Source organism: Nonomuraea sp. NPDC049624 (genome assembly GCF_040675255.1).
Lineage (GTDB): Bacteria > Actinomycetota > Actinomycetes > Streptosporangiales > Streptosporangiaceae > Nonomuraea.
The window spans coordinates 471,576-494,880 of the sequence record NZ_JBFAOR010000004.1 but is presented as its reverse complement, the minus strand read 5'-3'; the positions used below and the strand labels follow the sequence as shown (position 1 = coordinate 494,880).

Below are 23,305 nucleotides of genomic sequence, written 5' to 3'. Positions count from 1 at the left end.
TGCGAGGGCGGCTAGAACGGGGTGAGGTCGGGGCGCTTCGGGGTGAGGCCGTCGCCGGAGGAGGTGCCGCGCAGGCGGCGGGACATCCACGGCACCAGGTGCTCGCGGATCCACTGGGCGTCCTCGCGGCGCCGCGCCCGCGGGTCGACCAGCCGCTCCGGCCACTCCTTGCGCCAGTCGTCGAACGGCACCCCGAGCACGTCGAGCACGCGGGCCGCCACCAGCCGGTGGCCGTCCTCGTTCATGTGCAGGCGGTCGGCGCTCCAGGCCCGCCAGTCGCGCAGCCCCTGCATCGACCACTGGTCGACCAGCCGGCAGCCGTAGAGGTCGGCGATGGAGCGGATGTGCAGGTAGAAGATGGCGAAACGACCGCGCAGCCGCCGCATGAGCGGTGTGTCGCGCGGATCGACGCCGGTGAACAGCAGCACGTCCGCACCGCCGGCCCGCAGGTCGCGCACCGCGCGGGCCAGGCGCTTGGCCATCACGTCGGGGTCGCTGCCCGGCCGCAGCAGGTCGTTGCCGCCCGCGCAGAAGCTGACCAGGTCGGGGCCCATCTCGATGGCCCGCGGCACCTGCTCGGTGATGATCTGGTCGAGCAGCTTGCCGCGGACGGCCAGGTTGGCGTAGCGGAACGCCGGGTCGTCGGCGGCGAGCCGTTCGGCGACCCGGTCGGCCCAGCCGCGGTAGTGCCCGTCGGGGCCTGGATCGTTCAGTCCTTCGGTGAAACTGTCCCCGAGTGCGACGAAGGACTTGTATTGCCTCATGAGCTGCTGTTCATCTCCGCGATAGCGTGTAGCGCCAGGACGTAGGACTGTAGTCCGAATCCGGCGATCGTGCCCGTCGCCACCCCGGCGACGACCGAGGTGTGGCGAAACTCTTCCCTCGCCGCGGGGTTGCTGATGTGCACCTCGACGAGCGGGGCGGTGCGCTGGGCGATGGCGTCGCGCACGGCGTAGGAGTAGTGGGTGAAGGCGGCCGGGTTGAGCACAACCGGGATGCGGCCGTCGGCGGCCTCGTGCAGCCAGCCGATCAGCTCGGCCTCGTCGTCGGTCTGGCGCACCTCGACCTGCTCGCCGAGCTTGCGGCCGGTCTCGCGGCACAGCTCGGCGAGGTCCTCCAGCGTCTCGGCCCCGTAGACGTCGGGCTCTCGGGTGCCGAGCCGGCCCAGGTTGGGGCCGTTGAGCACGAGGATCATCGTGCGATCTCCTTGTAGGCGGCTTCCAGCAGCTCTTCGGCGGGGTCTTCGAGGCGCCCGGGCCTGGCCAGGTCGTCGAGGACGACGAAGCGCTGCTTGGCCCCCCGGTTCTTCTTGTCCAGCCGCATGTGGTCGCGCAGCCGCGGCCAGGCGCCGGCGTGGTAGGAGACCGGCAGGCCCACGGAGGTGAGGATCGCGCGGGTGCGGGCGGTCAGGTCGGCGCGGCCGGACAACCGGGACAGCTCGGCGGCGTAGACCATGCCGATGGCGACCGCCTCGCCGTGGCGGATCGTGTAGTGCTCGTCGCGCTCGATGGCGTGGGCGAGCGTGTGGCCGTAGTTGAGGATCTCGCGCAGGCCCTGTTCGCGCAGGTCGGCGCCCACGACGCCGGCCTTGACGCGGATCTTGCGCTCGATCAGCTCGCGGGTGTGGGGGCCGTCGGGCCTGGTGGCCCCCTCGGGGTCGGACTCGACCAGCGTGAGGATCTGCGGGTCGGCGATGAAGCCGCCCTTGATGATCTCGGCGAGCCCCGCCACGTAGTCGGCCTTCGGCATGCCGGGCAGCACCGCCAGGTCGCAGAGCACCCCGGCGGGCGGCAGGAACGTGCCCACCAGGTTCTTGCCCTCGGGCGTGTCGATGCCGTTCTTGCCGCCGACGGCGGCGTCGACCATGGCCAGCAGCGTCGTCGGCACGAGCACGACCTGCACGCCGCGCAGCCAGGTGCCGGCCACGAACCCGGCCAGGTCGGTCGTCGCGCCGCCGCCCACGCCCACGACGGCGTCGGAGCGGGTCAGGCCGTGGCGGCCGAGCGCGGACCACAGGCCGGCGGCCACCTCGGGCGTCTTGCACGCCTCGCCGTCGGGGACGGGCAGGTCGGCCACCTCGTAGCCGGCCTCGGCCAGCGCCGCGAGGACCGGGCGGGACAGCTCGGGCAGGCCCTGCGGGCGGACGACGGCGACCGTGCGCACGCCCGGCCGCAGCAGGCCCGGCAGCTCGGCCTGCACGCCGCTGCCCACCACGACGTCGTAGGGGCTGTCGCCGGATACGGGGATCCGCGTCGCGGTCATGCCGGCAGGCCCTCCAGGATCTCGTCGGCGAGCTCGCCGGGGTCGCGCTTGTCGGTGGCGAGCGTGACCACGGCCAGGCGCTCGTAGACCGGCCGCCGCTCCTCCATCAGCTTCTTGAGCTGGCTGCGCGGGTTGAGCACGAGCAGCGGCCTGGCCGAGCCGAGCCCGACCCGCTGGACCGCGTCGGCCAGGCCCACCTGCAGGTAGACGACGTGGTGACCGGCGAGCAGGGCCTGGGTCTCCTCGTTGAGCACGGCGCCGCCGCCGAGCGACAGGACGCCGTCGTGCTCGGCCAGGGCACGGCGCACGGCCTGGTGCTCCAGCTCGCGGAAGCGGGCCTCGCCGTCCTCGACGAAGATGTCGGAGACCGGCTTGCCGGCCACCTCCTCGACGTCGGCGTCGGTGTCGCGGAAGGCGACGCCGAGCCGCTCGGCCAGCAGCCGCCCGATCGTGGTCTTGCCCGATCCGGGCGGGCCGATGAGCACGGCTCTGGTCACTGGTCGCTCACCCCTTCTCGTTCGCTCCGCGCGGCCGTCACTTGATCACCATCGAGGAGAGGTAGCCGGACAGGTTGCGGGCGACCTCCTCCACCGAGTCGCCGCCGAACTTCTCCAGGGCCGCGTCGGCCAGCACCAGCGCGACCATGGCCTCGGCCACGATGCCCGCGGCCGGGACCGCGCACACGTCGGAGCGCTCGTGGTGGGCCTTGGCCGCCTCGCCGGTCTTGACGTCGATCGTGGCCAGGGCCCTCGGCACGGTGGAGATGGGCTTCATGGCGGCGCTGACCCGCAGGACCTCGCCGTTGGTCATGCCGCCCTCGACGCCGCCCGCGCGGTTGGTGACGCGCTTGACGCCGTTCTCGGCGGTGTACTCGATCTCGTCGTGGGCGCGCGAGCCGGGCCGGCGGGCGGTCTCGAAGCCGTCGCCGACCGCGACGCCCTTGATCGCCTGGATGCCCATGAGGGCCGCGGCGAGCCGGGAGTCGAGCCTGCGGTCCCAGTGGGTGTAACTGCCCAGGCCGGGCGGCAGACCGTAGGCGAGCACCTCGACGACGCCGCCGAGCGTGTCGCCCTCCTTATGCGCCTGGTCGATCACGGCGACCATGGCGGCGCTGCCCTCGGGGTCGGAGCAGCGGACCGGGTCTTCGTCGATCCTGGCCAGGTCGCCGGGGCCGGGCAGCACGTCGGTCGGGGTCTGCGCGCCGCCGATGGAGGTGACGTGGCTGACGATGTCGACGCCGAGCGCCTGCTTCAGGAAGCGCCTGGCGACCTCGCCGAGCGCGACGCGGGCCGCGGTCTCGCGGGCGCTGGCCCGGTCGAGCACCTGGCGGGCGTCGTCGAAGCCGTACTTCTGCATGCCGGCCAGGTCGGCGTGGCCGGGGCGGGGACGGGACCGCGGCGCGTTGCGGGCCAGGCCCTCCAGCTCGGCCGGGTCGACCGGGTCGGCCGACATGACCTTCTCCCACTTGGGCCACTCGGTGTTGCCGACGCGGACGGCGACCGGGCTGCCCATGGTGCGGCCGTGGCGCACGCCGCCGACGATCGTCACCTGGTCCTGCTCGAACTTCATCCGCGCGCCGCGGCCGTAGCCGAGCCTGCGGCGGCGCAGGGCCTCGTCGATCGCGGCCGTGGTCACCTCGACCCCGGCGGGCAGTCCTTCGAGGATGGCAACGAGTTCGGGGCCGTGGGACTCTCCGGCCGTCAACCAGCGCAACATGACTCCAAGTCTTCCACGTGCGGCCGGGTGGGATGTCCGTCGTTCACCAGCCGAGACAGAGCGCCACGAAAGCACCGAGCAGCATGAACGGCCCGAAGGGGAACTGGGTGTGCCGGTCGCCCCGCCCCGTGAGCAGCAGGGCGACCGCGTACAGCGCGCCGAGCACCTGCCCGGCGAACGCCGCGGCCACCCACGTCTGCCAGCCCATCGCCGCCGCCGCCATGCCGATGAGCCCGGCCAGCTTGACGTCGCCGAGGCCCATCGCGGCCGGCCTGGCGAACCACAACAGGCCGTAGACGGCCGCCAGGGCCGCCGCGCCGAGCAGCGCGCGCGGCAGCTCCCCGGTGGGGAGCAGGGTCAGTGCGATGATCGGGTACGCGGGCAGCGTGATCGCGTCGGGCAGCAGGGTGGTGCGCCAGTCGATGACCGCCAGCGCCGTGCCGGCCAGCGCGAGACCGGCGTACGGCGGCCCGGCGAGCCAGGCGGTCAGCGCCGTCACGGCGGCGGTCAGCAGTTCCACGCCGGGCGGCCAGGACGGCGGGGACGCGAGGTCGTCGTAGGCGTCGGCCAGCGCCCTGACCCGGGGGCCGGCGACCAGACCGAGCAGCGCCATCAGTGCGACCACGAGCAGACCCTAATGCGGCGGCCCGGCGGCCGTCCCGGGATCGCGGCGGGCGGCCCGGGTATGGCGTGCGCCAAGAGCGAACCCGCGTCCCGGCGGGCCCTCGCGCCCCGGACGGACGCCCGCGACGCACGCCGGCGGTCATGGGTTCGGGGGCGATCCCCCAAGGAACTTTGATCGTCTCGGCCGGGGTGGCACGCGGCTTGCGGGGTGGTCAGGAACCTACTTTCTGTCGTGGCCCCCCGGAAGAGTGACCGAGAGGAAGACCCATGTTCCGTGGCATCCTGGCCGGCGGCCTCGCGCTGAGCGCCGCAAGCCTCATCATGACCGGCCCCGCCGCGTACGCCGACCTGCAGGCCCCTTACGCGCGGGCCGCGGCGATCGTCGACGCGGACGGCGAGCTGAACAACGGCAAGAACATCCTCAAGACGTGGCGGGCCTCGACCGGCCGCTACTGCGTGATGGTCGACAGGCACGTCACCACGTCCACCGCGGTGATCCAGATCACCCCGCGGGCGCCCCGCCGCCTCCCGTTCATCGCCTACCGGAACTCGTCGGCGACCTGCCACGAGTCCAACACCATCACCGTCGGCGTCTACGACACCAGCAGCGGCCGGCTCGCCGACGGCGGCTTCGACCTGACCATCTCCTGACCGCGAACCGAGGGAGTACCCCTATGAACATCATCCGGCGCGCCGCCGGCGTCGCGCTCGTCGCGGCGGCCGTTCTGACGCCCGCGGCGGCGTACGCGGACACTCCGTACGCCCAGGCCTCGGCCACCGTCCGGGCGGACGGCGCGGTGACCGCGAGCAAGAACGTCGAGGAGGTCAGGCGCATGTTCCGCGGGACGTACTGCGTGATCCTCAGCGACGACGTCGACTACGACGGCGACCTGGCGATCCACGTGACGCCGACGGGCCGGTCCACCTACCCGCGCTCGCTGTCGGTGCAGCGCGGGGCGGCGATCTGCGGCGGCCACTACCGGGCGGTCGCGGTCTACAGCCAGCTCGCCGACGGCGTGGCGGCCGACACCGGGTTCTACCTGACCGTCTCCTGACGACGTCCGCTCTTGGGGACGTCCGTTCTTGGGGACGTCCGCTTCTGAGGACGTCCGGCGAACGCCCCCGGCCGGTGACCGGCACCGGTCGGGGGCGTCGGCGCGTCAGGCTCACGCGAGAGCGTCCGGCTGCGCGAGAAGCGGCGTTCAGCCGCTTCCGCGGGGGGCGGGGGTCCGGCGCGGGAGAAAAGCGGTGTTCAGCCGTTTCCATCGGGAACGCGGTGTTAAGCCGTTCCGCCGGAGACGCGGTGCCCAGCCGGTTCCGCCGGGGACGCGGTGTTCAGCCGTTTCGGCGGGAGAACCAGCGGCGGCGGGGCGGCGGGGCGGGCTCCATCCTGGCGACGGTGACGCCGCCGAGCTGGTCCACGGTGCCGGACTCGACCGCGGCCAGCGCCCTCAGCACCTCGCCCTCGATCACGAACTGCACCGGCCCGGCCACGTCGACCACGACCGCCGCGGCCTCCTCGTGAACGGCCGCCCGGCAGACCTGGAGCGTGCCGGTCTGGATCGGGCGGGCGTCCTTGCGCCATCTGGTCAGCGCGTCGGTGCCGGTGAAGGCAAGCACCGCGTGTCTGCCGTCCTGGCCGACGAGCTTGGGCAGCGCCATCTCGCTCTCCTTCTCCTGGCGCAGCCCGTGCTCACCGACCTCGGACTCGGTCAGCAGGGCGACCACCGGCACCAGCAGCCGCGCGCCGCTCAGCGCGGCCAGCACGTCGGCGGGGCCGCACGCGCCCGCCTCGTAGGCGGCCAGGGCGGCGGCCACGGCGGGGGCGGCGCTGCCGTCGTCGTCGGGGTCGAGTGGCTGTGGGATGGTCGGCACAACGAACGAGACTACCCGCGGGCCTCACCGCCCCCGTCCCTGGAGCCGCACTGGAGGCGTTCCGGCGGTGCTCCCCGGCGTTCCAACGGGCTCGTCGGTGTTCCGGCGGTGCTCGTCAGCGTTCCTGCGGTGGTCGTCGGGGTTCCGGCGGTGTTCTGTCGGGGTGGGCTGCTAGACAGGTGCGGTGCGGATCTCTCGGCTCCCCCTCGACGAGCAGACTGCGGCCGTGCGGGCCGTGCTGGAGACCGACCCGGTGCTGGTGCGGGTGCTCGGCGGAGCTGTCAGGCTCGGCCTGCCCGGCTGGTGGCTGGCGGCGGGCGCGGTCGTCCAGGCGATCTGGAACCACGTGACGGGCCGTCCGCCGGGCTACGGCGTCAAAGACTATGACCTGATCTATCACGATCCGTCCGACCTGTCGTGGGAGGCGGAGGACCGCGCGATCAGGGCCGGACGGGAGCTGTTCGGCGACGTGCCGGTGGAGATCCGCAACGAGGCCCGCGTCCATCTGTGGTACGAGCGCCGCTTCGGCGTGCCGTGCCCGCCCTACGACAGCTCCGAGGCCGCGATCGACTCCTTCCCCAGCACCACGAGCGCGATCGGCGTCCGGCTCACCCCGTCGGGGGCGTGGCGGATCTACGCCCCCTACGGCGTGGCCGACGCCTTCAACCTCGTGCTGCGTCCCAACCCCCGGCAGGCGCCGCGCGAGGTCTACGAGGCCAAGGCGGCGCGCTGCGCCGAAGCCTGGCCCGAGCTGACCGTGCTCCCCTGGTGCAGGCCGGGGCCGGCCGGTTAGCCGTGGGGCCGATCGGTCAGCCGATGCCCGGTCGGTCAGCAACGCCCGGCCGGTCAGCCGAGGTCGGCGATGGCCGCGACCGGGCCGCCGCCCGACGGCCCCTGGTGCACGGCGGCCACCGAGACGAACACCGCGGGGTCGCCGGTGACCGAGGCCGCCACCCCGCCGACGGCCGCCTTGATCTGCCGGTGCCAGTGCACGTCGGAGTCGTCCAGCATGATGTTGCGCCGCCCGCGCACCCGTCCCGACGGGTCGGCCTCGCACTTCATGAACACGTTGACCAGCCGCCCGCCGAGGTCGGAGGGGTGCGGGCGGTCCGGCAGCGGCAGCCCGGCGTCCCTGATGGCCGCCCAGATGCCGTCGGCGTCGAGCGCGTCCTTCATGACGCTGTGCCCGATGCGGTAGCGCCCGCCGACGCCGCGCACGTTCCCCACCAGCACGATCTGCGCCCGGTCCAGCTCCACCCCCGACGAGCACGACGCCACCGAGGAGTACAGCGACAGGTCCTTGTGGATCTGGTCGGCCCGGGGCATGTCGATCTCGCCGAGCGCGACGGCGATGCCGAGCGCGGTGGTGGAGTTGGACAGGTCCATCGACGGACCGGTCTCCTCGATGGCGGTGTCCTGGCCGCGGCTCCTGGCCTCGGTGATCGTGGCCAGCGTGAGCAGCGGCGTCTTGGTCTGGACGTAGTGCACGTCGCGCGGGTCGTCGATGCCGGCGATCTTCATGGCCTCCCGCACCCCGGCGGCCACCTTCTCCACCATCGCCGGACGGCCGATGTCCTCGGGCAGGATCACCTCGCTCATCGCCACGCCCACCGACAGGCGCGGCTCGTCGCTCATCGGCGCGTCCGCCGTGGTGGCGAAGACGGTGGCGTGCGGGCTGAGGACGCCGTCGGTGCCGCCCGACCACACCAGCGGCACGCTCTCGGGGGACGGGTGGCCGTGCTCGGCCAGGACCTCGCGGAAGGCCCGGTCGGCCAGGATGCGCGTGTAGTCGTTGACGCCGCCGTTGCCCTCGGTCTTGCCGATCACCGCGAGCACCCGGCGCGCCTCGATCACCCCGTCCGCGATGAGCCGGGACAGCCCGGAGGCGTCGGTCACGCTCTCGATCGGCACCTTTCGCACTTCAATCGGGTCCGGCATGCGTTGCCCCTTCTCCAGTACCGGCTTCCCCACCGTCGCGACGCTAGCCGAGCGGCCCGGCGGGGTTCATGGGCAATGTCTGCCCATGAACGGCCGCGGCGATGTCAACGTGCGCTGGCCGGTCAAGCTCTCGGCGGAACCTTGAAGCGCACAAAAGGAGCGAAGGTAGTGTTCCCGGATGTGATTCGCGAAGCACACGTCAACGGCATCAAGCTCGTCTACCGCGAGGAGGGCGATCCCGCCGCTCCGCCGCTGGTCCTCGTCCACGGCAGGACCGCGAACCACAACGACTGGAACGGCGTCATCCGGCACTTCGCCGCCCGTCACCACGTTTTCGCCCCCGACCTGCGCGGCCACGGGGCCAGCGACCGTCCGGGCGAGTACGCGGTGGGCACGATGGCCGAGGATGTCGTAGCGCTCCTCGACCACCTGGGGCTCGACCGCGTCCGGCTGGTCGGGCACTCGCTCGGCGGCATGGTCTCCTACCACCTGGCCATGCGCCACCCCGAGCGGGTCGAACGGCTGGTGCTGGAGGACGTCACCGCGCCGTACCCGATCAAGGGACGGCAGCCGCTCGTGGAGGACGATTCCACCGGCTTCGACTGGCGGATGATGCACCAGACCGAGCCGTACATCGTCGATCCCGACCCGGCGCTGGCCGCCGAACTGGGGAAGATCACGGCGCCCACGCTGGTGTTGTCGGGCGGACGGCTGAGCCCGTTCGACGCCCCCGGGCTGGCCCGCCTGATCCCCGGCGCCGAACTGGTCACCATCGAGGCCGGGCACCTCATCCATGTCACCGAACGCGCCGCCTTCCTGGCCGCCGTGGACGCGTTCCTGGACAGGTGAGCTCGGGCAGGTCCGGACCTCTATGCTGGTCATCCCCCCACGATTGACGGAGACCCGCTGTGTCCAGCCCCTCACCGGCCCCCCGTCCCGGCATGACCCCGGAGCGGGTCGGGATGTTCAGCGACGCGGTCTTCGCGATCGCGATCACGCTGCTCGTCCTGGAGATCCCCCGTCCGGCGGACGACGACTTCCGTGACCTCGCGGGCTTCCTGAGCCATCACCAGGGCTCGTTCGCGGCGTTCGTACTGGCCTTCCTGATGTTGTGGTTCAGCTGGCGGGCCCACCACACGCTCTTCGACCAGCTCCACCGGGTCTCCCAGCCGGTCCTGCTGCTGCACGTGCCGCTGCTGCTGTGCTCGGCGTTCCTGCCGTACACGATGAACCTGTGGAGCGAGATGTCGGCGGCCGACGTCGACGTGCAGGCGTCCAAGGGGCTGGCGCTGGCCCTGTTCGCGGGGACGGAGGCGATCCTGATGTTCTGCCAGGGCGCGCTGTTCACGCTCGCCCTGTCGCAGGGGCTGCTCAACACCCACGCGAGCAGGCGGCGGATGGCCACCTCGGCCTGGGTCTACTGGGGCTGCGGCGTGCTCTGGGCGGTCAGCGCCGTCCTGGCCTTCGGCGTCGGCGAGCAGTCCACGTACCTGTGGATGGCCACGCCGGTCGTGGTCGCGGTCATCGTGCTCGTCCGCAGGCGGCTCGCCGCCGGCGCGGTTCAGCCGGATGTCACGGGGCAAACGTGACCTCAATGTCACAAAGATCCGCCAAGGTGAAAAGGTGCGAACGAGGCTCAGCGATCACGTAAGGGAACGACTGGGCACGTTCGGTCTCATGGCGCCCTCGATCGTGCAGTGCGCGGTGGGCGCGGCGCTGGCCTGGATCGTCGCCGTCGACCTGCTCGGGCACGCCCGGCCGTTCTTCGCGCCGATCTCCGTGCTGATCTGCGTCGGCGTGGGGCTCGGCCAGCGGCTGCGGCGCGTCGCCGAGCTGGTGGTCGGCGTGAGCCTCGGCGTCGGCGTGGGCGACCTGCTGGTGTCCTGGATCGGCTCGGGCCCCTGGCAGCTCGCGCTGGTCGTCGGGCTGGCCATGGCCGTCGCGCTGCTGCTCAACGGCGGGGCGCTGTTCGTCGCGCAGGCGGGCTCGTCGGCGGTGCTGGTGGCCACGCTGCTGCCCGGCGAGAACGCCGGCGGCCTCGACCGCATGGCCGACGCCCTCACCGGGGGCGTCATCGGCGTCGCGGCGGTCGCGCTGATGCCCGCCAGCCCGTTCACGATCGCGGCCAAACACCTGTCGGGGGTGCTGGACGCGCTGTCCACCGTCCTGGAGCAGGCGGCGGAGGCGATCGAGAAGCGGGACGTCGACCTGGCCGCCGAGGCGCTGGAGGAGGCGCGGACGACGCAGGCCGCCGTCGAGGAGTTCGCGATGGCGCTGGAGACCAGCAAGGAGATCACCATGATCTCGCCGCTGCACTGGCATCGCCGGGCCGCCCTGGCCCGGTACGAGACCGCCGCCGTCCCCGTCGACCTGGCCCTGCGCAACGCCCGGGTGATGGTCCGTCGCACGCTGGCGGCGCTGGGCGAGGCGAGCCCGCCGCCCACGGCGCTGGCCGAGGCGATGCGGGAGGTCTCGGAGGCGGCGCTGCTGCTGCAGCTGGAGCTGGCCGCCGGACGCGATCCCCTGCTGGCGCGGCAGGCGCTGCTGGCGGTGGCCGGCCGGGAACGGCCCGAGCGGCTGGGCTTCTCGGCGCACGTCATCATCGCGCAGCTGCGGTCGATCGCGGTGGACCTGTTGCAGGCGACGGGCCTGGAGCACGAGCAGGCCAGCCAGGCGCTCACCCCGCTCGACGAGCCCCACAGCAGCTAGGCACCAGAGCCACCGGAGCTACCGCCCGCGCACGTCGAAGGCGGGCGCCCGTACGGGCGCCCGCCTTCGCGGTTCCGCGATTGCGCGGTTCCGCGACTACGTGGTTCCGCGACTACGTGGTCCGCGATTCCGCGGGGAGGTCAGACCGTCTGGAGCGCGGCCTCGGCCTCCAGGGTCGCGGCGGTGGCGTTGATCACGGCGGCCACCCGCAGCGCCTCCTGGACCTGCTCACGCGGCATCCCCGCGCCCCGCAGCACCTGCTCGTGCGACTCCAGGCAGCGGCCGCAGCCGTTGATCGCGGAGACCGCCAGGCACCACAGCTCGAAGTCCGTCTTGTCCACGCCCGGGTTGCCGATCACGGTCATCCGGAGCCTGGCCGGCAGCGTCGCGTACGTCTCGTCGCCGATCAGGTGGGTGGCGCGGTAGTAGACGTTGTTCATCGCCATGATCGACGCGGCCGCCTTGGCGGCGGTGAACGCCTCGGCCGACAGGTGGTCGGCGGCGTCCTGCGAGAGCTCGGCGATGACCCGCGCCGACCTGGTGGCCAGGGCGCACGCCAGGACGGTGCCCCAGAGCTGCTGGTCGGTCAGCGACGAGGTGGTCGTGACCGAGCCCAGGTTGAGCCTGGTGTCCTTGGCGTAGTCGGGCAGGAGCGACTTCAGGGTGTCGACGCTCACTGGGCCAGCAGCTTCTGGGCGTCGAGGCCGGCCTCGCCCTTGTTCCAGTTGCACGGGCACAGCTCGTCGGACTGCAGGGCGTCGAGGACCCGCAGGACCTCCTTGACGTTGCGGCCCACGGAACCGGCGGTCACCATCGAGAACTGGATCTCGTTGTTCTGGTCGACGATGAACGTGGCGCGCTGGGCGACGCCGTCCTGGCCGAGCACGCCGCAGGCCTGCGACAGCTCGCGCTTGATGTCGCTCAGCATCGGGAAGGGCAGGTCGCGCAGGTCCTCGTGGTTCTTGCGCCAGGCGTGGTGCACGAACTCGGAGTCGACCGACACGCCGAGCACCTGGGCGTCGCGGTCGGCGAACTCGCCGTTGAGACGGCCGAACTCGGCGATCTCGGTCGGGCAGACGAACGTGAAGTCCTTCGGCCAGAAGAACACCACGCGCCACTTGCCCTCGTAGGTCTTGTGGTTGATCTCAGCGAACGCCTTGTCGGGGTCGAGGTCGACACAGGCCGTGAGTTCGTACTCGGGGAAGCGGTCACCGACGGTGAGCAAGTTCCTACTCCTTCGGAGGAAGTGCGGGTCAGGGCACCTACGTTGCCGCACCTAATATTGATTCGAGAAATCGAGTAGTTGGACCAATCTGAGAGGTGATTCCTATCAGTGAGCCCATGCCCACCCTCGCTCAGCTGCGTTCTTTCCTGGCCGTGGCCGAGCATCTCCACTTCAGGGAGGCGGCGACGGCACTGAAGATGAGCCAACCTACCCTGTCCGGAAATATCGCCTCATTGGAGGAGATATTGGACACACAGCTGCTCGAGCGGACCACCCGGAAGGTGCTGCTCACCTCCGCCGGCGAGCGCGTGGCCGAGCACGCCTGGCGGGTGCTGGCCGCCGTGGAGGACCTGATGGGCGAGGCCGCCCAGAACCGCGAGCCCTTCAGCGGCCCGGCCCACCTCGGCGTGATCCCCACCGTGGCGCCGTACGTGCTGCCCGCGCTGCTGCCCATGTTCGCCCAGCGCTTCCCGCAGCTCAAGCTGACCGTCCACGAGGCCAAGACGGAGACCATCCTGGAGGAGGTCCGCGAAGGCCGGCTCGACCTGGTCCTGCTCGCCCTGCCGACGGACGTGGGCGGCCTGGTGGAGACGCCGCTCTACGACGAGGACTTCCTGCTGGCCCTCCCCCACGACCACCCCCTGGCCGCCGACCCCGCGCCGCTCGACCGCGACGTGCTCAAGGGCCTGGACATCGTCCTCCTCAACCAGGGCCACTGCCTGCGCGAACAGGCCATCGACGTGTGCCGCGAGGTGGGCGCGCGGGCCACCGCGACCACGTACGCGACCAGCCTGCCGACGCTGGTGCAGCTCGTGGCGGGCGGCCTGGGCGTGACGCTGCTGCCGGAGTCGGCCGTGCCGGTGGAGACCGGCAAGCGGGTACGCCTGGCGCTGCGCCGCTTCGCCGCCCCCGCCCCCGGCCGTACGATCGGCCTGGCCTACCGCGCCTCCTCGGCCCGCGTGGCCGAGTACGACCAGCTCGCCAAGGCCGTCCGCACCGCCATCCGCCAACGCCGCCTCCCGGTCAAGCTCATCTCGTGAGCGGGGTCAGCGGGGGACGAGGTGGAAGAAGGAGGCGTCGGCAGGGGTGTGGGCGGGGTCGGAGAGGTCGTCCAGGCGGGTGACCGCCTCCGGCGGGAGGGTGAGGTCGAAGGCGGCCAGGTTCTCCCGCAGCTGCCGCACCGAGCGCGGCCCGAGCAGCACCGACGTGACGCCGGGACGCCCCGCGACCCACGCCAGCGCGACCGCGGCCGGGTCGGCGCCCAGATCGGCCGCGACCTCGGCCAGCCCCTCCGCGACGGCCAGGTTGCGGTCGTTGAGCAACGACTGCGCCCAGCGAGCCGCGCCGGGCATCCCTGCGCCGAGCAGGCGGCCCATGCGGCTGTCCGGGTCGGGGAGCTCGCCGCGCCGGTAGCGGCCGGTCAGGACGCCGCCGCCGAGCGCCCCGTACACCACCGTCCCGAGGCCGAACCGGGCGCAGGCGGGCAGGATCTCGGCCTCGACGACCCGCTGGAGCAGCGAGTACTGGGGTTGCAGGCTCACGAACGGCGTGCCGCCCACCCGCTGGGCCGCCCACTGCGCCTCGACGATCTGGGCGGCGGTGAAGTTGGAGCAGCCGAGGTAGCGCACCTTGCCCGAACGGACGAAGCCGTCGAGGGTGGCCATCGTCTCCTCGATCGGCGTGCCCGGGTCCCACTGGTGGCACTGGTAGAGGTCGATGTAGTCGGTGCCGAGGCGGCGCAGGCTGGCCTCCAGGGCGCGGGTGAGGTGCCGTCTGGACAGGCCCCGCCCCTCCGGGCCGACCGGCATGGCGCCCTTGGTGGCCAGCACGACCCACTCGCGTCTGCCGCGCAGCGCCCGGCCGACGATCTCCTCGGTCTCGCCCCGGTGGTAGAGGTCGGCGGTGTCGATGAAGTTGCCGCCCACGTCGAGGTAGGCGTCGACGACGCGGCCCGCCTCGGTCGCGTCGCCCGCGGCCAGGCCGTGCTCGGTGCCGAAGTTCATGGTGCCGAGGCAGGCGCGGGAGACGCGCAGCCCGGACCGTCCCATGGTCTGGAAGTCCACGAATACCCCTAGAATCGGAATGACTGTTCCGCTTGGATGCCGGGAACGATACGGAACAACGGTTCCGGATGTCAACGCGAGGATGTCAACGTGAAGATGTCAACGCGAGGATGACAAAGCGAGGAGGGCTCATGCGTGCCGACGCCCGGCGCAACCGCGCCCGCGTGCTGGAGGCGGCCGAGGTCGTGCTGGCCCGCGACGGGCTCGACGCCTCCATGCGCGAGATCGCCGCGCTGGCCGGCGTGGGCGTGGGGACGATCTACCGCCAGTTCCCCACCAAGGAGACCCTGTACGCGGCGATCGTGGCCGACCGGCAGGAGCGGCTGGCCGAGATGGCCGAAGAGCTGGCCGGCGCCGCCGACGCCGGAGCGGCCTTCTTCGAGTTCTTCGACCGCATCGTGGCCTACTCGACGGTCAAGAAGATCCTGGTGGACGCCCTGGCCAGCGCGGGCATCGACGCCAAGGCGGGCGCACCCGACATCAGGGGCGCGATCAGCGCGCTGCTGGAACGGGCGCAGCGGGCCGGGGCGGTGCGCGCGGACGTGGGCATGGCGGAGCTGCTCGCCCTGCTCAGCGCCGCCTGCCTGGCGGCGCAGCACCACAACTGGAGCGACGACCTGCGGGCCAGGGCCCTGGCCGTGCTGTTCGACGGCCTGCGCCGGGCTACCCCTGCGACAGGCGCTTGAGCCGGGTCACCGCCTCGTCGATGACCTCGTCCTTCTTGCAGAACGCGAAGCGGACGAAGTGCCGGCCGCGTTCGGGGTGCTCGTAGAAGACCTGCGTGGGGATGGCCACCACCCCGGCCAGCTCGGGCAGGCGGCGGGTGAGCTCCAGGCCGTCGGTGAAGCCCAGCGGCCGGATGTCGGTCTGCACGAAGTACGTGCCCGCCGGACCGAACACCTCGAAGCCCGCCGCCGCCAGCCCGTCCATCAGCCGGTCGCGCTTGTCCTGGAGCCCGGCGCGCAGCGCGGCCACCCACTCCAGCTCGGTGCGCAGCCCGTACGCCACCGCCAGCTGCCAGGGCGCGCTCGCGGTGAAGGTGAGGAACTGCTTGACCGTCGAGACCGCCCGCACCAGCTCGGGCGGCGCGCACACCCAGCCGGTCTTCCAGCCCGTGACCGAGAACGTCTTGCCCGCCGAGGAGATCATGACCGTGCGCTCGCGCATGCCGGGCAGCGTGGCCAGCGGGACGTGCTCGACGCCGTCGAAGGTGAGGTGCTCGTAGACCTCGTCGGTGATCGCGATCAGGCCATGCTCCTGGCACAGCTCGGCGATGACCGTCAGCTCGTCCCTGGCGAACACGGTCCCCGTCGGGTTGTGCGGTGAGTTGACCAGGATCGCCCGGGTACGCGGCGTGACGGCGGCGCGCAGCTCGTCGGGGTCGAAGGTGAAGCGGCCCTCCACCGGACGCAGCGTCACCGCCGCGAGCCTGGCCTGGGCCAGCGCGATCGAGGCCGCGTAGGAGTCGTAGTACGGCTCGAACGCGATCACCTCGTCGCCCGGCTCGCACAGCGCCAGCACGCTCGCCGCGATGGCCTCGGTGGCGCCCACGGTGACCAGCACCTCGCCCGCCGGGTCGTAGTCGAGCCGGTAGTGGGCCATCCGGTGCTCCGAGACCGCCTGCCGGAGCTCCAGCACCCCGGGCCCCGGCGGGTACTGGTTGGCGCCCGAGGTGATCGCCTGCACGGCGCGGTCGAGCATGGCGGCCGGGCCGTCGGTGTCAGGGAAGCCCTGTCCGAGGTTGATGGACCCGGTCTGCACGGCGAGCGCGCTCATCTCGGCGAAAATCGTCGTGCCGAAGGCGCGCATCCTGGAAACAAGTGGTTCGGTCACGCCCCCACACTATTAGTCTCGTCTCGTGATCATCCGGGTCGTGCTAGCCCTCGTCCTGAGCGTTCCCCTCGTCACGCCTGACCCGCCTCCTCCCGTGGAGGCCGCGCCCTGCCCGGTCGTCGTGCCGGAGCACACCGTCTGCGGATTCCTGCTGGTCCCCGAGCGCCGCGACACGCCGGGCCGGACCATCAAGGTCGGGTACGCCGTGCACACCTCGACGGCCCCCGGCCGCAAACCCGATCCGATCGTCTACATGGGCGGCGGGCCGGCGTCGTCGTCGCTGCAGCTCACCGGGTTCCTCAGCCAGATGTTCCCCGACCGGGACGTGGTGACGATCGAGCAGCGCGGCGGCAAGTACTCCCGCCCGGTGCTGGGCTGCCCCGAGACGGCCGAGGCGCTGCTCGGACGGCTGCGCAGGCCGCCCGCCGACGTGGGCGCGGCGGCCCGGCGCTGCCGCGCCCGCCTCCAGGAGCAGGGCGTCGACCTGCGCGGCTACCACACCAAGGAGATCGCTGCCGACGTGGTCGCCCTGCGCCAGGCGCTCGGTCACCCCTCCTGGAACCTGTTCGGCGTCAGCTACTCCACCCGCGTCATGACCGACGTCGCCGCGGCCGACCCGCAGGGCGTGCGCTCGGTCGTGCTGGACTCCTTCCTGCCCGAGTCCGTGGCCTGGTACGACGACGCCGACCGCAACCTGCGCGACACCGTGGCCGCGCTCGGCGTGGGCGACGCCTTCGACCGGGTGGTGGCCGGGCTCAACCGCTCCCCCGCCCGGGTGCCGACCACCGATCCGCTGCTCGGCCGGCCGTTCACGGCGACGATGTCCGGCGACGACGTGGCCACCGTCCTGGCCGAGGCGCTGCACGAGGCCGACGTGTCGGCCGTGGCGCCCGCGCTGGTCGGCGGGCTGGCCGAGGGGCACGAGGAGCTGCTGCGGCCGCTGGCCGACGCGGTGGGCGAGGGGCTGGTGTCGCACGAGTTCGGGCTGTACCACGCGGTGCAGTGCCAGGACGAGGTGCCGTTCAACACCTTCACCACCAAATCCCGACTTTTCACGGTAAACGCGGACAAAGCGGTGTGTGATGCGTGGCAACTTCCCAAGTCCGCCCCCGTGAACGCCGTCCCCAAGGCCCCCGTCTACGTCGTCGGCGGCGATCACGACCCCACCACCCCCGCGAGGACGGCCGGGCCCGCTGCCAGGGCCATCCCCGGCGCCCGGTTCGAGACGTTCCCCGGCAGCCACGCCGTCTTCCTCACCAGCGCGTGCGCCAGGAAGCACATCGCCGAGTTCGTCGAGGCCCCGGGCGGCGTGCCGCCGAAGCCGTGCGAGCCCGACCCGGGCCGACCGCCGACGCTCCGGCTCGCCGACACGCACGTCACCGGCGCGCCGTACCGGATCTCGCAGGCGCCCTGGCTGGCCGTGCCCTTCGCGCTGTTCGCGCTCGTCTCGCTCGTCCAGCTCGGCGCCGGCGCGCTGCGCGGCCGGTCGGTGACCGCCTTCGCGGGGCTGGCCGGCGTGGCGTTCGCCGGGCTGACCGGCCAGGCCGTCTACGGTATGGCGAGCAGGAACGAGACGGCCCTGGCCGTCGGCGTCCCCGCCTCGGTCGGCGGCCCGTACACGTGGATCGCGGTGGCCTCGGCCGTGCTGAGCGTCGCGGCCCTGTTCCACGCACGGCGGTGGCCGCACATCGTGGCGGCGGTCGCCGGCGCCGGATTCCTCGTATGGTGGTTCACCTGGTTCCTGTGACGCGCATCCGCGAGCTGGACGCCCTCCGCGGCTTCGCGGTGGGCGGCATCATGCTGGTCAACACCTGGCAGCACGCCAGCCACGAGCCCTACACCGGCATCGACCGCACGATCGAGGCCCTGTTCCAGAGCCGCTTCTACCCGATCTTCTCGCTGCTGTTCGGCATCAGCTTCGTGCTGTTCCTCGACCGTTCGGGCAGCCGCTGGGCGCTGGCCCGCCGGCTGGCCTGGCTGGCCTGCTTCGGCCTGCTCCAGCACACCTTCTACGAGGGCGAGGTGCTGACCGACTACGCCCTCTACGGCCTGGCGGTGCTGCTGCCGGCCTCGTTCCTGCCGGGCGGCCTGCCGGTGCTGGCGCTCGGCGTCGTGGCGACCGTCTGGGCCACCTGGCACGGCGCGGGCCCGTCGCTCATCCCCGGGCTGTTCCTGGTCGGCATGGGGCTGATGCGGCTGCGCCCGCCGCGGAGCCTGCTGGCCCCCGTGTTCGCCGCCGCGGCGCTGACCTCCCTGGTGCTGACGGTCACCTGGGCGGGCGTCGCGGACGTGCCGGGGGCGGGCGACTGGACCGTCTACAGCGTGGCCGCGCTGGCGGGGGCGGCGGCGTACGCCGGCGGGCTGCTGCTGGCGCTGCGGCCGTGGTCGTCGGCCCTGCTGGAGCCGCTGGGCCGGATGGCGCTGACGAACTACGTCACCGGCACGGCGGTGATCGCGCTGTGCACGGTCCCGCTGAAGACCGGCGCCACCCGCTGGCCGGTGCTCGCGGTGGCGCTGACGACCGTGGTGGCGCAGACGTTGTTCAGCGGCTGGTGGCTCACCAGATTTAGGTACGGCCCACTTGAGTGGATCTGGCGGTGCCTGACCTGGTTTCGACTGGTGCCCAACCGGTTAGAGTCGGGCCGTGACCACAATCGCCCTCTGCCAGATTCCGGTCTCTCCTGACCCGGCCACCAACCTCAAGAGGGCCAGGGAGGCGCTCGCCCGCGCCGAGGGGGCCGACCTGGCGATCTTCCCCGAGGCCACCCTCACCCGTTACGGCAGGCGCGTCACCGAGCTGGCCGAGCCGCTCGACGGGCCGTTCGTGTCGGGGCTGGCGGAGGCGGCCCGCACCCACGGCCTGGCGGTGATCGCCGGCGTGTTCGAGCCGGGCGAGGGCCCGGCCGGCGCCAAGGTGCACAACACGGCCGTGGCGATCGGCCCCGACGGCGACATCAAGGCCGCCTACCGGAAGATCCACCTGTTCGACTCCTTCGGCTCCAAGGAGTCCGACCTGGTGGCGCCGGGCGCCGAGCCGGCCGTGGTCGAGCTGGCCGGGCTGCGCGTCGGGCTGGTCACCTGCTACGACATCCGCTTCCCCGAGCTGACCAGGGCGCTGGTCGACAAGGGCGCCGACCTGTTCGCGGTGATCGCCGCCTGGGGGTCGGGCCCGCTGAAGGAGGACCATTGGGTCACGCTGGTCCGCGCACGGGCCCTGGAGAACACGATGTGGACGGCCGCCGTCGGCCAGGCGCCCAACCCGGAGGAGTCGAAGGACGGGTTCGGCGTGGGCCGCAGCATGCTGGTCGACCCGCTCGGAGTGGTCCGGGCCGACCTCGGCACCGGTCCAGGGGTCCAGCTCGTCCGCCTGGACACCGAATGGACGGCCACCGCCAGGGCCATGCTCCCGTGCCTGGATCACCGGGTGCTCAAGGGTCAACCGACCGTAAAGTAGAGCCATGAGCGGAACGCAGATGCAGAAGGTCGTGCCGCCGCGTCTGCTCGTGCCGTACCTGTCGGGCAAGCGCACCGTGATCTCCGGCTACGTCTACCGGGTCCAGGACTGCGTCAGGCTGACCACGCCGGCGGCCCTCTACTACGGCCTCGACCTGTCCTTCGACGGCTCGGAGCTGTTCCCCGAGGTGCCCGAGCTGTACCTGATGCGCTGGCACGCCCGCGACGTCGACACCTACGCGGTGCCCTACGGCCCGCACATGGGCGGCGACTGGAGCGACGTGCCGCCGTTCGCCGGCAACGGGTTCACCACCTCGCCCGACCACGTGGTGCCGCAGTTCCACACCGTCCCGATGCCGATCCCGGCGGGGGCGGAGATCGTCCACGTCACCGGCGAGGGCGAGCGGCCCTTCGCCGGCTACGACGGCCTGACCTGGCGGCCCGCCGCATGAGCGAGCAGATCACGCCGGTCGCCTCCGGCTTCGTGGCCCGCTTCGGCGAGCGTACGCTGCCGGCCGCCCTCGGCCCCGACAACGACCAGGTGGTGCTGTTCAGCGAGGTGGAGCTCGACGGCTTCGAGCCCGCCTCGGGCTACTGGCGGCGGGTGGTGGCCAGGTCGCGGCTGGAGTGGCTGGTGCTCGTCCGCACCGTCGGCGCCTTCGGCGGCGAGCCGTGCATCGTCCTCGACGAGGACGACGACGGCCTGCACATCGCCTACACCGGCCACAGCGGCATGAAGGCCGAGGCGCTCGGCTACTGGATGGTCGACCACGGCGCGTACGAGGTGGTCGTGCCGCGCGAGGAGGTCTTCTCCATCCGCGTCGAACGCATCCCCGTGCCGTAGGAGGTCAGCCCAGGGCGCGGTAGCGGGCCAGGCGGGCCGCCAGGCGGTCGGCCGGGGGCACCGCCAGCAGCTTGGCGATCTCGTGCTCCAGCGCCCGCCCCACGCGCTCACAGAACTGCCTGGGCTCGTAGGCGGCGTCGGGCAGCTCGGGGATCACCCGGTCGACGATGCCGTCGCGCCGCAGGTCGGTGGCCCGGATGTGCTGGGCCTGGGCGATCTCGGGGGCGAAGTCGACCGACCGGTAGAGGATGGCCGAGGCGCCCTCCGGCGGCAGCGGCGACAACCAGGCGTGCTGCGCGCACAACACCCGGTCGGCCGGCAGCAGCGCCAGCGCCGCTCCGCCCGCGCCCTCGCCGAGCAGCAGGCACACGGTCGGCGCGTCGAGGGTGACGAGCTCGGCCAGGCAGCGGGCGATCTCGGCGGCCAGCCCGCCCTCCTCGGCCGACTTCGACAGGTCGGCCCCCGCGGTGTCGACCACGGTGACCAGCGGCAGCCCCAGCTCGGCCGCCAGGCGCATGCCGCGCCTGGCCACCCTGAGCCCGGCCGGGCCGAGCGGCGAGCGCCGGCGCTGTCTTCGCCGGTCCTGGCCGAGCACCACGGCGGGCGCCGACCCGAACCTGGCCAGCGCCAGCACGAGCCCCGGCTCGTTCTCGCCGGCGCCGCTGCCGCTGAGCGGCGTCACGTCGGTGGCGGCCAGCTTGAGCAGCGTGCGCACGCCCGGACGGTCGTCGCGGCGCGAGCGGGTGATCGCCTCCCATGCCTCCACCGGCCGCAGGTCCTCCGCGGGCGGCTCGCCCGCCTCGACGCCGGTACGCGCGGCGCACAACACGGAAAGGGCCCTGATCGCGACCCTGCGGGCGTCGTCGGCCGACACGACGGCGTCGACCAGGCCGTGCTCGTAGAAGTTCTCGGCCACCTGGACGCCCTCGGGAAAGGGGTAACCGTGCAGCGCCTCGAACACCCGCGGCCCGAGGAACCCGATCAGCGCCCCCGGCTCGGCCGCCGTGACGTGCCCGAGCGAGCCCCAGGAGGCCAGCACGCCGCCCGTCGTCGGGTGCCGCAGGTAGACGACGTACGGCAGCCCGGCCGCGCGGTGCTCCTGCACCGCGACGGTGATCCGGACCATCTGGACGAACGCCAGCGCGCCCTCCTGCATCCGGGTGCCGCCCGACGCCGGGGCGGCCAGCAGCGGCAGCCGCTCACGCGTGGCGCGCTCGACGGCGGCCGCGATGCGGGTGGCCGCGGCGACCCCGACCGACCCCGCCATGAAGGAGAACTCGCAGACCACGACGGCGACCCTGCGGCCGTCGAGCAGCCCCTCGCCGGTGATCACCGACTCGTCGTAGCCGGACTTCACGCGGGCCGCGGCCAGCTCCTCGGCATAGGAGGAGCCGGGCTCCGCCGGATCGGCGGGCGGCGCGTCCCACGACTTCCACGACCCCCTGTCGAGGACCGCTTCGATCAGTGTGCGCGCGTCCGGACGGCTCACTATCGCTCCTAACGATCAACCGATGATGCCATGGTGACGCACGAGGGTACATGCCGGAGCCGGGAATTGCCGATCATCCCTCCCGCTCTTCGAGCCAGGCGAGCACGGCCTCGCCGTCCTGGCCGAGTGCGGGGGGCGCGGTGTGCTCGGCCGGGGGCAGGCCGTCGAAGCGCAGCGGCGGCCCGGGAAGCTCGATCGGGCCCAGCACGGGGTGGTCCACCTCGACCAGGAGCCCCTGGCTGCGGGTCTGCTCCCAGGCGTAGACCTCGTCGATCGACCTGATCGCGCCCGCGGGCACGCCGGCCTCGCCCAGCCTGGCCAGCCAGTGGGCGCGGTCGTGGTCGGCCAGGGCCTTCTCCATGTCGGCGATCAGCTCGTCCCGGTGTGCGAATCTCTGCCTGTTGGTCGCATATTTCGCCACATCAGGGTCGATGTCGAGTAGCTTGGCGACCTTCTTCCACTGGCCGTCGTTCGCCACGGCGATCTGCAGCATGCCGTCGGCGCAGCGGAAGGCGCCGTAGGGGGCGATGGAGGCGTGGTGGTTGCCGTTGGCGCCGGGGACCTGGCCGCCGACCGTCCAGGCCGTGCCGTGGTAGGAGTGGACGCCGGTGACCGCGGCCAGCAGGGACGTGCGCACCACCCGGCCCCGGCCGGTGCGCTCGCGCTCGTACAGGGCCGCCGCCACGCCGTACGCGCCGTGGATGCCGGCCAGCAGGTCGGCGATCGAGGCGCCCACCCGGTACGGCTCCTCGCGCGAGGGCCCGGTCAGCGACATCAGCCCCGCCTCGCCCTGGGCGATCACGTCGTAGCCCGGCCGGCCGCCCTCGGGCCCGTCGTGGCCGAACCCGGTGATCGACAGGACGACCAGGCGCGGGTTGAGCTCGTGCAGGCGCTCGACGGGGAAGCCGAGCCGGTCGAGCACGCCGGTGCGGAAGTTCTCGATCAGCACGTCGCTCTGCCGGACGAGCCGCTCGACGAGCTGCCTGCCCTCGGCGGACTTGAGGTCGACCGCGATGGACTGCTTGTTGCGGTTGGCCGCCAGGAAGTAGGTCGAGATGTCGTGGTCGGGCCCGACGAAGGGCGGCCCCCATCCGCGCGAGTCGTCACCTCCGTCCGGATGCTCCACCTTGATCACCCGGGCGCCCAGGTCGCCGAGCATCTGCGCGGCGTGCGGCCCCGCCAGGGCCCTGGACAGATCGAGGACGACGACGTCGCCGAGGGGTCCGAGCAAGGTCAACCTCCAGCTTGCGTTGGCCGGAAGAATATTCTCTCAG

The 23,305-nt window shown here is 72.5% G+C and carries 27 protein-coding genes; 13 read left to right on the top strand and 14 right to left on the bottom strand.

Going from position 1 to position 23,305, the window contains the following annotated elements; translation table 11 throughout:
* Positions 1-11: 11 nt before the first annotated feature.
* Genes AB0J76_RS18720 through AB0J76_RS18695 form a run of 6 tightly spaced genes read right to left on the bottom strand, consistent with a single transcriptional unit; the run spans position 12 to position 4,603 of the window.
* Complete coding sequence (locus tag AB0J76_RS18720) at positions 12-764, bottom strand: SGNH/GDSL hydrolase family protein (RefSeq protein WP_352324099.1); 753 nt, start codon at positions 762-764, stop codon at positions 12-14.
* Complete coding sequence (aroQ, locus tag AB0J76_RS18715) at positions 761-1,195, bottom strand: type II 3-dehydroquinate dehydratase (RefSeq protein WP_352324098.1); 435 nt, start codon at positions 1,193-1,195, stop codon at positions 761-763. Before aroQ ends, AB0J76_RS18720 begins: the two co-directional genes overlap by 4 nt.
* A complete protein-coding gene (gene aroB, locus AB0J76_RS18710) occupies positions 1,192-2,262 on the bottom strand; it encodes a 3-dehydroquinate synthase (protein ID WP_352324097.1) in 1,071 nt (356 codons plus the stop codon). The genes aroQ and aroB overlap by 4 nt, the downstream gene beginning before the upstream one ends.
* Positions 2,259-2,759, bottom strand: coding sequence for a shikimate kinase (locus AB0J76_RS18705; RefSeq protein ID WP_352324096.1), 501 nt, complete (start codon positions 2,757-2,759; stop codon positions 2,259-2,261). Before AB0J76_RS18705 ends, aroB begins: the two co-directional genes overlap by 4 nt.
* 37 nt (positions 2,760-2,796) lie before the next feature.
* The gene (aroC, locus tag AB0J76_RS18700; RefSeq protein WP_352324095.1) at positions 2,797-3,978 is read right to left on the bottom strand and encodes a chorismate synthase; all 1,182 of its coding nucleotides are present in this window, start codon (positions 3,976-3,978) and stop codon (positions 2,797-2,799) included.
* A 43-nt stretch (positions 3,979-4,021) separates the two neighbouring features.
* Positions 4,022-4,603 carry an A24 family peptidase gene (locus tag AB0J76_RS18695; RefSeq protein WP_352324094.1) on the bottom strand — a complete coding sequence of 194 codons (582 nt, stop codon included), beginning with the start codon at positions 4,601-4,603 and terminating at the stop codon, positions 4,022-4,024.
* A gap of 266 nt (positions 4,604-4,869) precedes the next feature.
* On the opposite strand from AB0J76_RS18695, the gene AB0J76_RS18690 reads away from it, so the two are divergent.
* Both AB0J76_RS18690 and AB0J76_RS18685 read left to right on the top strand, forming a co-directional pair.
* Positions 4,870-5,253, top strand: a complete 384-nt coding sequence (locus AB0J76_RS18690) for a hypothetical protein (RefSeq protein WP_352324093.1) — start codon at positions 4,870-4,872, stop codon at positions 5,251-5,253.
* A gap of 23 nt (positions 5,254-5,276) precedes the next feature.
* Entirely contained in the window at positions 5,277-5,657 is a 381-nt protein-coding gene (locus AB0J76_RS18685; RefSeq protein ID WP_352324092.1) for a hypothetical protein, read from the top strand.
* Positions 5,658-5,937: 280 nt separating this feature from the next.
* Here AB0J76_RS18685 and AB0J76_RS18680 read toward each other — a convergent pair whose 3' ends face one another.
* Positions 5,938-6,477, bottom strand: a complete 540-nt coding sequence (locus AB0J76_RS18680; RefSeq protein WP_352324091.1) for an SseB family protein — start codon at positions 6,475-6,477, stop codon at positions 5,938-5,940.
* Positions 6,478-6,661: 184 nt separating this feature from the next.
* Here AB0J76_RS18680 and AB0J76_RS18675 point away from each other — a divergent pair, with 184 nt between their 5' ends.
* Positions 6,662-7,270 carry a nucleotidyltransferase family protein gene (locus tag AB0J76_RS18675; RefSeq protein WP_352324090.1) on the top strand — a complete coding sequence of 203 codons (609 nt, stop codon included), beginning with the start codon at positions 6,662-6,664 and terminating at the stop codon, positions 7,268-7,270.
* 53 nt (positions 7,271-7,323) lie between these two features.
* Here the strand turns inward: AB0J76_RS18675 and AB0J76_RS18670 are convergent, their stop codons facing one another.
* Entirely contained in the window at positions 7,324-8,415 is a 1,092-nt protein-coding gene (locus tag AB0J76_RS18670; protein WP_352324089.1) for a ring-opening amidohydrolase, read from the bottom strand.
* A 180-nt stretch (positions 8,416-8,595) separates the two neighbouring features.
* Between AB0J76_RS18670 and AB0J76_RS18665 the strand changes: the two genes are divergently transcribed.
* The 3 genes from AB0J76_RS18665 (at position 8,596) to AB0J76_RS18655 (ending at position 11,124) form a co-directional block, all read left to right on the top strand.
* Positions 8,596-9,264, top strand: a complete 669-nt coding sequence (locus AB0J76_RS18665; RefSeq protein ID WP_352324088.1) for an alpha/beta fold hydrolase — start codon at positions 8,596-8,598, stop codon at positions 9,262-9,264.
* Between the two features lie 59 nt (positions 9,265-9,323).
* On the top strand, positions 9,324-10,004 hold the full coding sequence (locus AB0J76_RS18660; protein WP_364389975.1) for a TMEM175 family protein: 681 nt from the start codon (positions 9,324-9,326) through the stop codon (positions 10,002-10,004).
* Between the two features lie 88 nt (positions 10,005-10,092).
* Entirely contained in the window at positions 10,093-11,124 is a 1,032-nt protein-coding gene (locus AB0J76_RS18655) for an FUSC family protein (RefSeq protein WP_364389973.1), read from the top strand.
* 140 nt (positions 11,125-11,264) lie between these two features.
* On the opposite strand, the gene AB0J76_RS18650 is transcribed toward AB0J76_RS18655, so the two are convergent.
* Positions 11,265-11,801, bottom strand: a complete 537-nt coding sequence (locus AB0J76_RS18650; RefSeq protein WP_352329931.1) for a carboxymuconolactone decarboxylase family protein — start codon at positions 11,799-11,801, stop codon at positions 11,265-11,267.
* Positions 11,798-12,349, bottom strand: a complete 552-nt coding sequence (locus AB0J76_RS18645) for a peroxiredoxin (RefSeq protein WP_352329929.1) — start codon at positions 12,347-12,349, stop codon at positions 11,798-11,800. The genes AB0J76_RS18650 and AB0J76_RS18645 overlap by 4 nt, the downstream gene beginning before the upstream one ends.
* Before the next feature lie 116 nt (positions 12,350-12,465).
* Between AB0J76_RS18645 and AB0J76_RS18640 the strand changes: the two genes are divergently transcribed.
* Complete coding sequence (locus AB0J76_RS18640) at positions 12,466-13,389, top strand: LysR substrate-binding domain-containing protein (protein ID WP_352329927.1); 924 nt, start codon at positions 12,466-12,468, stop codon at positions 13,387-13,389.
* A gap of 6 nt (positions 13,390-13,395) precedes the next feature.
* Here AB0J76_RS18640 and AB0J76_RS18635 read toward each other — a convergent pair whose 3' ends face one another.
* The gene (locus AB0J76_RS18635; protein WP_352329925.1) at positions 13,396-14,412 is read right to left on the bottom strand and encodes an aldo/keto reductase; all 1,017 of its coding nucleotides are present in this window, start codon (positions 14,410-14,412) and stop codon (positions 13,396-13,398) included.
* Positions 14,413-14,543: 131 nt separating this feature from the next.
* Here AB0J76_RS18635 and AB0J76_RS18630 point away from each other — a divergent pair, with 131 nt between their 5' ends.
* Positions 14,544-15,098: a helix-turn-helix domain-containing protein gene (locus tag AB0J76_RS18630; RefSeq protein WP_352329924.1), complete on the top strand. Its 555-nt coding sequence runs from the start codon at positions 14,544-14,546 to the stop codon at positions 15,096-15,098.
* On the opposite strand, the gene AB0J76_RS18625 is transcribed toward AB0J76_RS18630, so the two are convergent.
* Positions 15,076-16,245 (bottom strand): pyridoxal phosphate-dependent aminotransferase, encoded by a 1,170-nt coding sequence (locus AB0J76_RS18625; protein ID WP_352329922.1) that lies wholly within the window; start codon positions 16,243-16,245, stop codon positions 15,076-15,078. The two genes, AB0J76_RS18630 and AB0J76_RS18625, sit on opposite strands and share 23 nt — an antisense overlap.
* 40 nt (positions 16,246-16,285) lie before the next feature.
* Between AB0J76_RS18625 and AB0J76_RS18620 the strand changes: the two genes are divergently transcribed.
* From AB0J76_RS18620 to AB0J76_RS18600, 5 genes are read left to right on the top strand one after another with little or no spacing between them, the layout of a single operon-like run.
* Entirely contained in the window at positions 16,286-17,992 is a 1,707-nt protein-coding gene (locus AB0J76_RS18620) for an alpha/beta fold hydrolase (RefSeq protein ID WP_364389969.1), read from the top strand.
* Positions 17,989-18,930 carry a DUF418 domain-containing protein gene (locus tag AB0J76_RS18615; RefSeq protein ID WP_352322422.1) on the top strand — a complete coding sequence of 314 codons (942 nt, stop codon included), beginning with the start codon at positions 17,989-17,991 and terminating at the stop codon, positions 18,928-18,930. The genes AB0J76_RS18620 and AB0J76_RS18615 overlap by 4 nt, the downstream gene beginning before the upstream one ends.
* Positions 18,890-19,699, top strand: coding sequence for a carbon-nitrogen hydrolase family protein (locus AB0J76_RS18610; RefSeq protein WP_352322421.1), 810 nt, complete (start codon positions 18,890-18,892; stop codon positions 19,697-19,699). Before AB0J76_RS18615 ends, AB0J76_RS18610 begins: the two co-directional genes overlap by 41 nt.
* Positions 19,700-19,703: 4 nt before the next feature.
* On the top strand, positions 19,704-20,150 hold the full coding sequence (locus tag AB0J76_RS18605; RefSeq protein WP_352322420.1) for a hypothetical protein: 447 nt from the start codon (positions 19,704-19,706) through the stop codon (positions 20,148-20,150).
* Positions 20,147-20,542 carry a hypothetical protein gene (locus AB0J76_RS18600; protein WP_352322418.1) on the top strand — a complete coding sequence of 132 codons (396 nt, stop codon included), beginning with the start codon at positions 20,147-20,149 and terminating at the stop codon, positions 20,540-20,542. The genes AB0J76_RS18605 and AB0J76_RS18600 overlap by 4 nt, the downstream gene beginning before the upstream one ends.
* 4 nt (positions 20,543-20,546) lie before the next feature.
* Here AB0J76_RS18600 and AB0J76_RS18595 read toward each other — a convergent pair whose 3' ends face one another.
* Together AB0J76_RS18595 and AB0J76_RS18590 are read right to left on the bottom strand one after the other, a co-directional pair.
* The gene (locus AB0J76_RS18595) at positions 20,547-22,031 is read right to left on the bottom strand and encodes a carboxyl transferase domain-containing protein (RefSeq protein WP_352322417.1); all 1,485 of its coding nucleotides are present in this window, start codon (positions 22,029-22,031) and stop codon (positions 20,547-20,549) included.
* Between the two features lie 73 nt (positions 22,032-22,104).
* Complete coding sequence (locus AB0J76_RS18590; protein WP_352322415.1) at positions 22,105-23,262, bottom strand: CoA transferase; 1,158 nt, start codon at positions 23,260-23,262, stop codon at positions 22,105-22,107.
* Positions 23,263-23,305: the final 43 nt, after the last annotated feature.

Coding starts and splice junctions, on each gene's coding strand:
- AB0J76_RS18670 (WP_352324089.1), bottom strand. CDS start 8,415: ATGCCGGACCCGATTGAAGTGCGAAAGGTGCCGATCGAGAGCGTGACC.
- AB0J76_RS18640 (WP_352329927.1), top strand. CDS start 12,466: ATGCCCACCCTCGCTCAGCTGCGTTCTTTCCTGGCCGTGGCCGAGCAT.
- AB0J76_RS18600 (WP_352322418.1), top strand. CDS start 20,147: ATGAGCGAGCAGATCACGCCGGTCGCCTCCGGCTTCGTGGCCCGCTTC.
- AB0J76_RS18685 (WP_352324092.1), top strand. CDS start 5,277: ATGAACATCATCCGGCGCGCCGCCGGCGTCGCGCTCGTCGCGGCGGCC.
- aroC (WP_352324095.1), bottom strand. CDS start 3,978: ATGTTGCGCTGGTTGACGGCCGGAGAGTCCCACGGCCCCGAACTCGTT.
- AB0J76_RS18630 (WP_352329924.1), top strand. CDS start 14,544: ATGCGTGCCGACGCCCGGCGCAACCGCGCCCGCGTGCTGGAGGCGGCC.
- AB0J76_RS18605 (WP_352322420.1), top strand. CDS start 19,704: ATGAGCGGAACGCAGATGCAGAAGGTCGTGCCGCCGCGTCTGCTCGTG.
- aroQ (WP_352324098.1), bottom strand. CDS start 1,195: ATGATCCTCGTGCTCAACGGCCCCAACCTGGGCCGGCTCGGCACCCGA.
- aroB (WP_352324097.1), bottom strand. CDS start 2,262: ATGACCGCGACGCGGATCCCCGTATCCGGCGACAGCCCCTACGACGTC.
- AB0J76_RS18720 (WP_352324099.1), bottom strand. CDS start 764: ATGAGGCAATACAAGTCCTTCGTCGCACTCGGGGACAGTTTCACCGAA.
- AB0J76_RS18655 (WP_364389973.1), top strand. CDS start 10,093: ATGGCGCCCTCGATCGTGCAGTGCGCGGTGGGCGCGGCGCTGGCCTGG.
- AB0J76_RS18690 (WP_352324093.1), top strand. CDS start 4,870: ATGTTCCGTGGCATCCTGGCCGGCGGCCTCGCGCTGAGCGCCGCAAGC.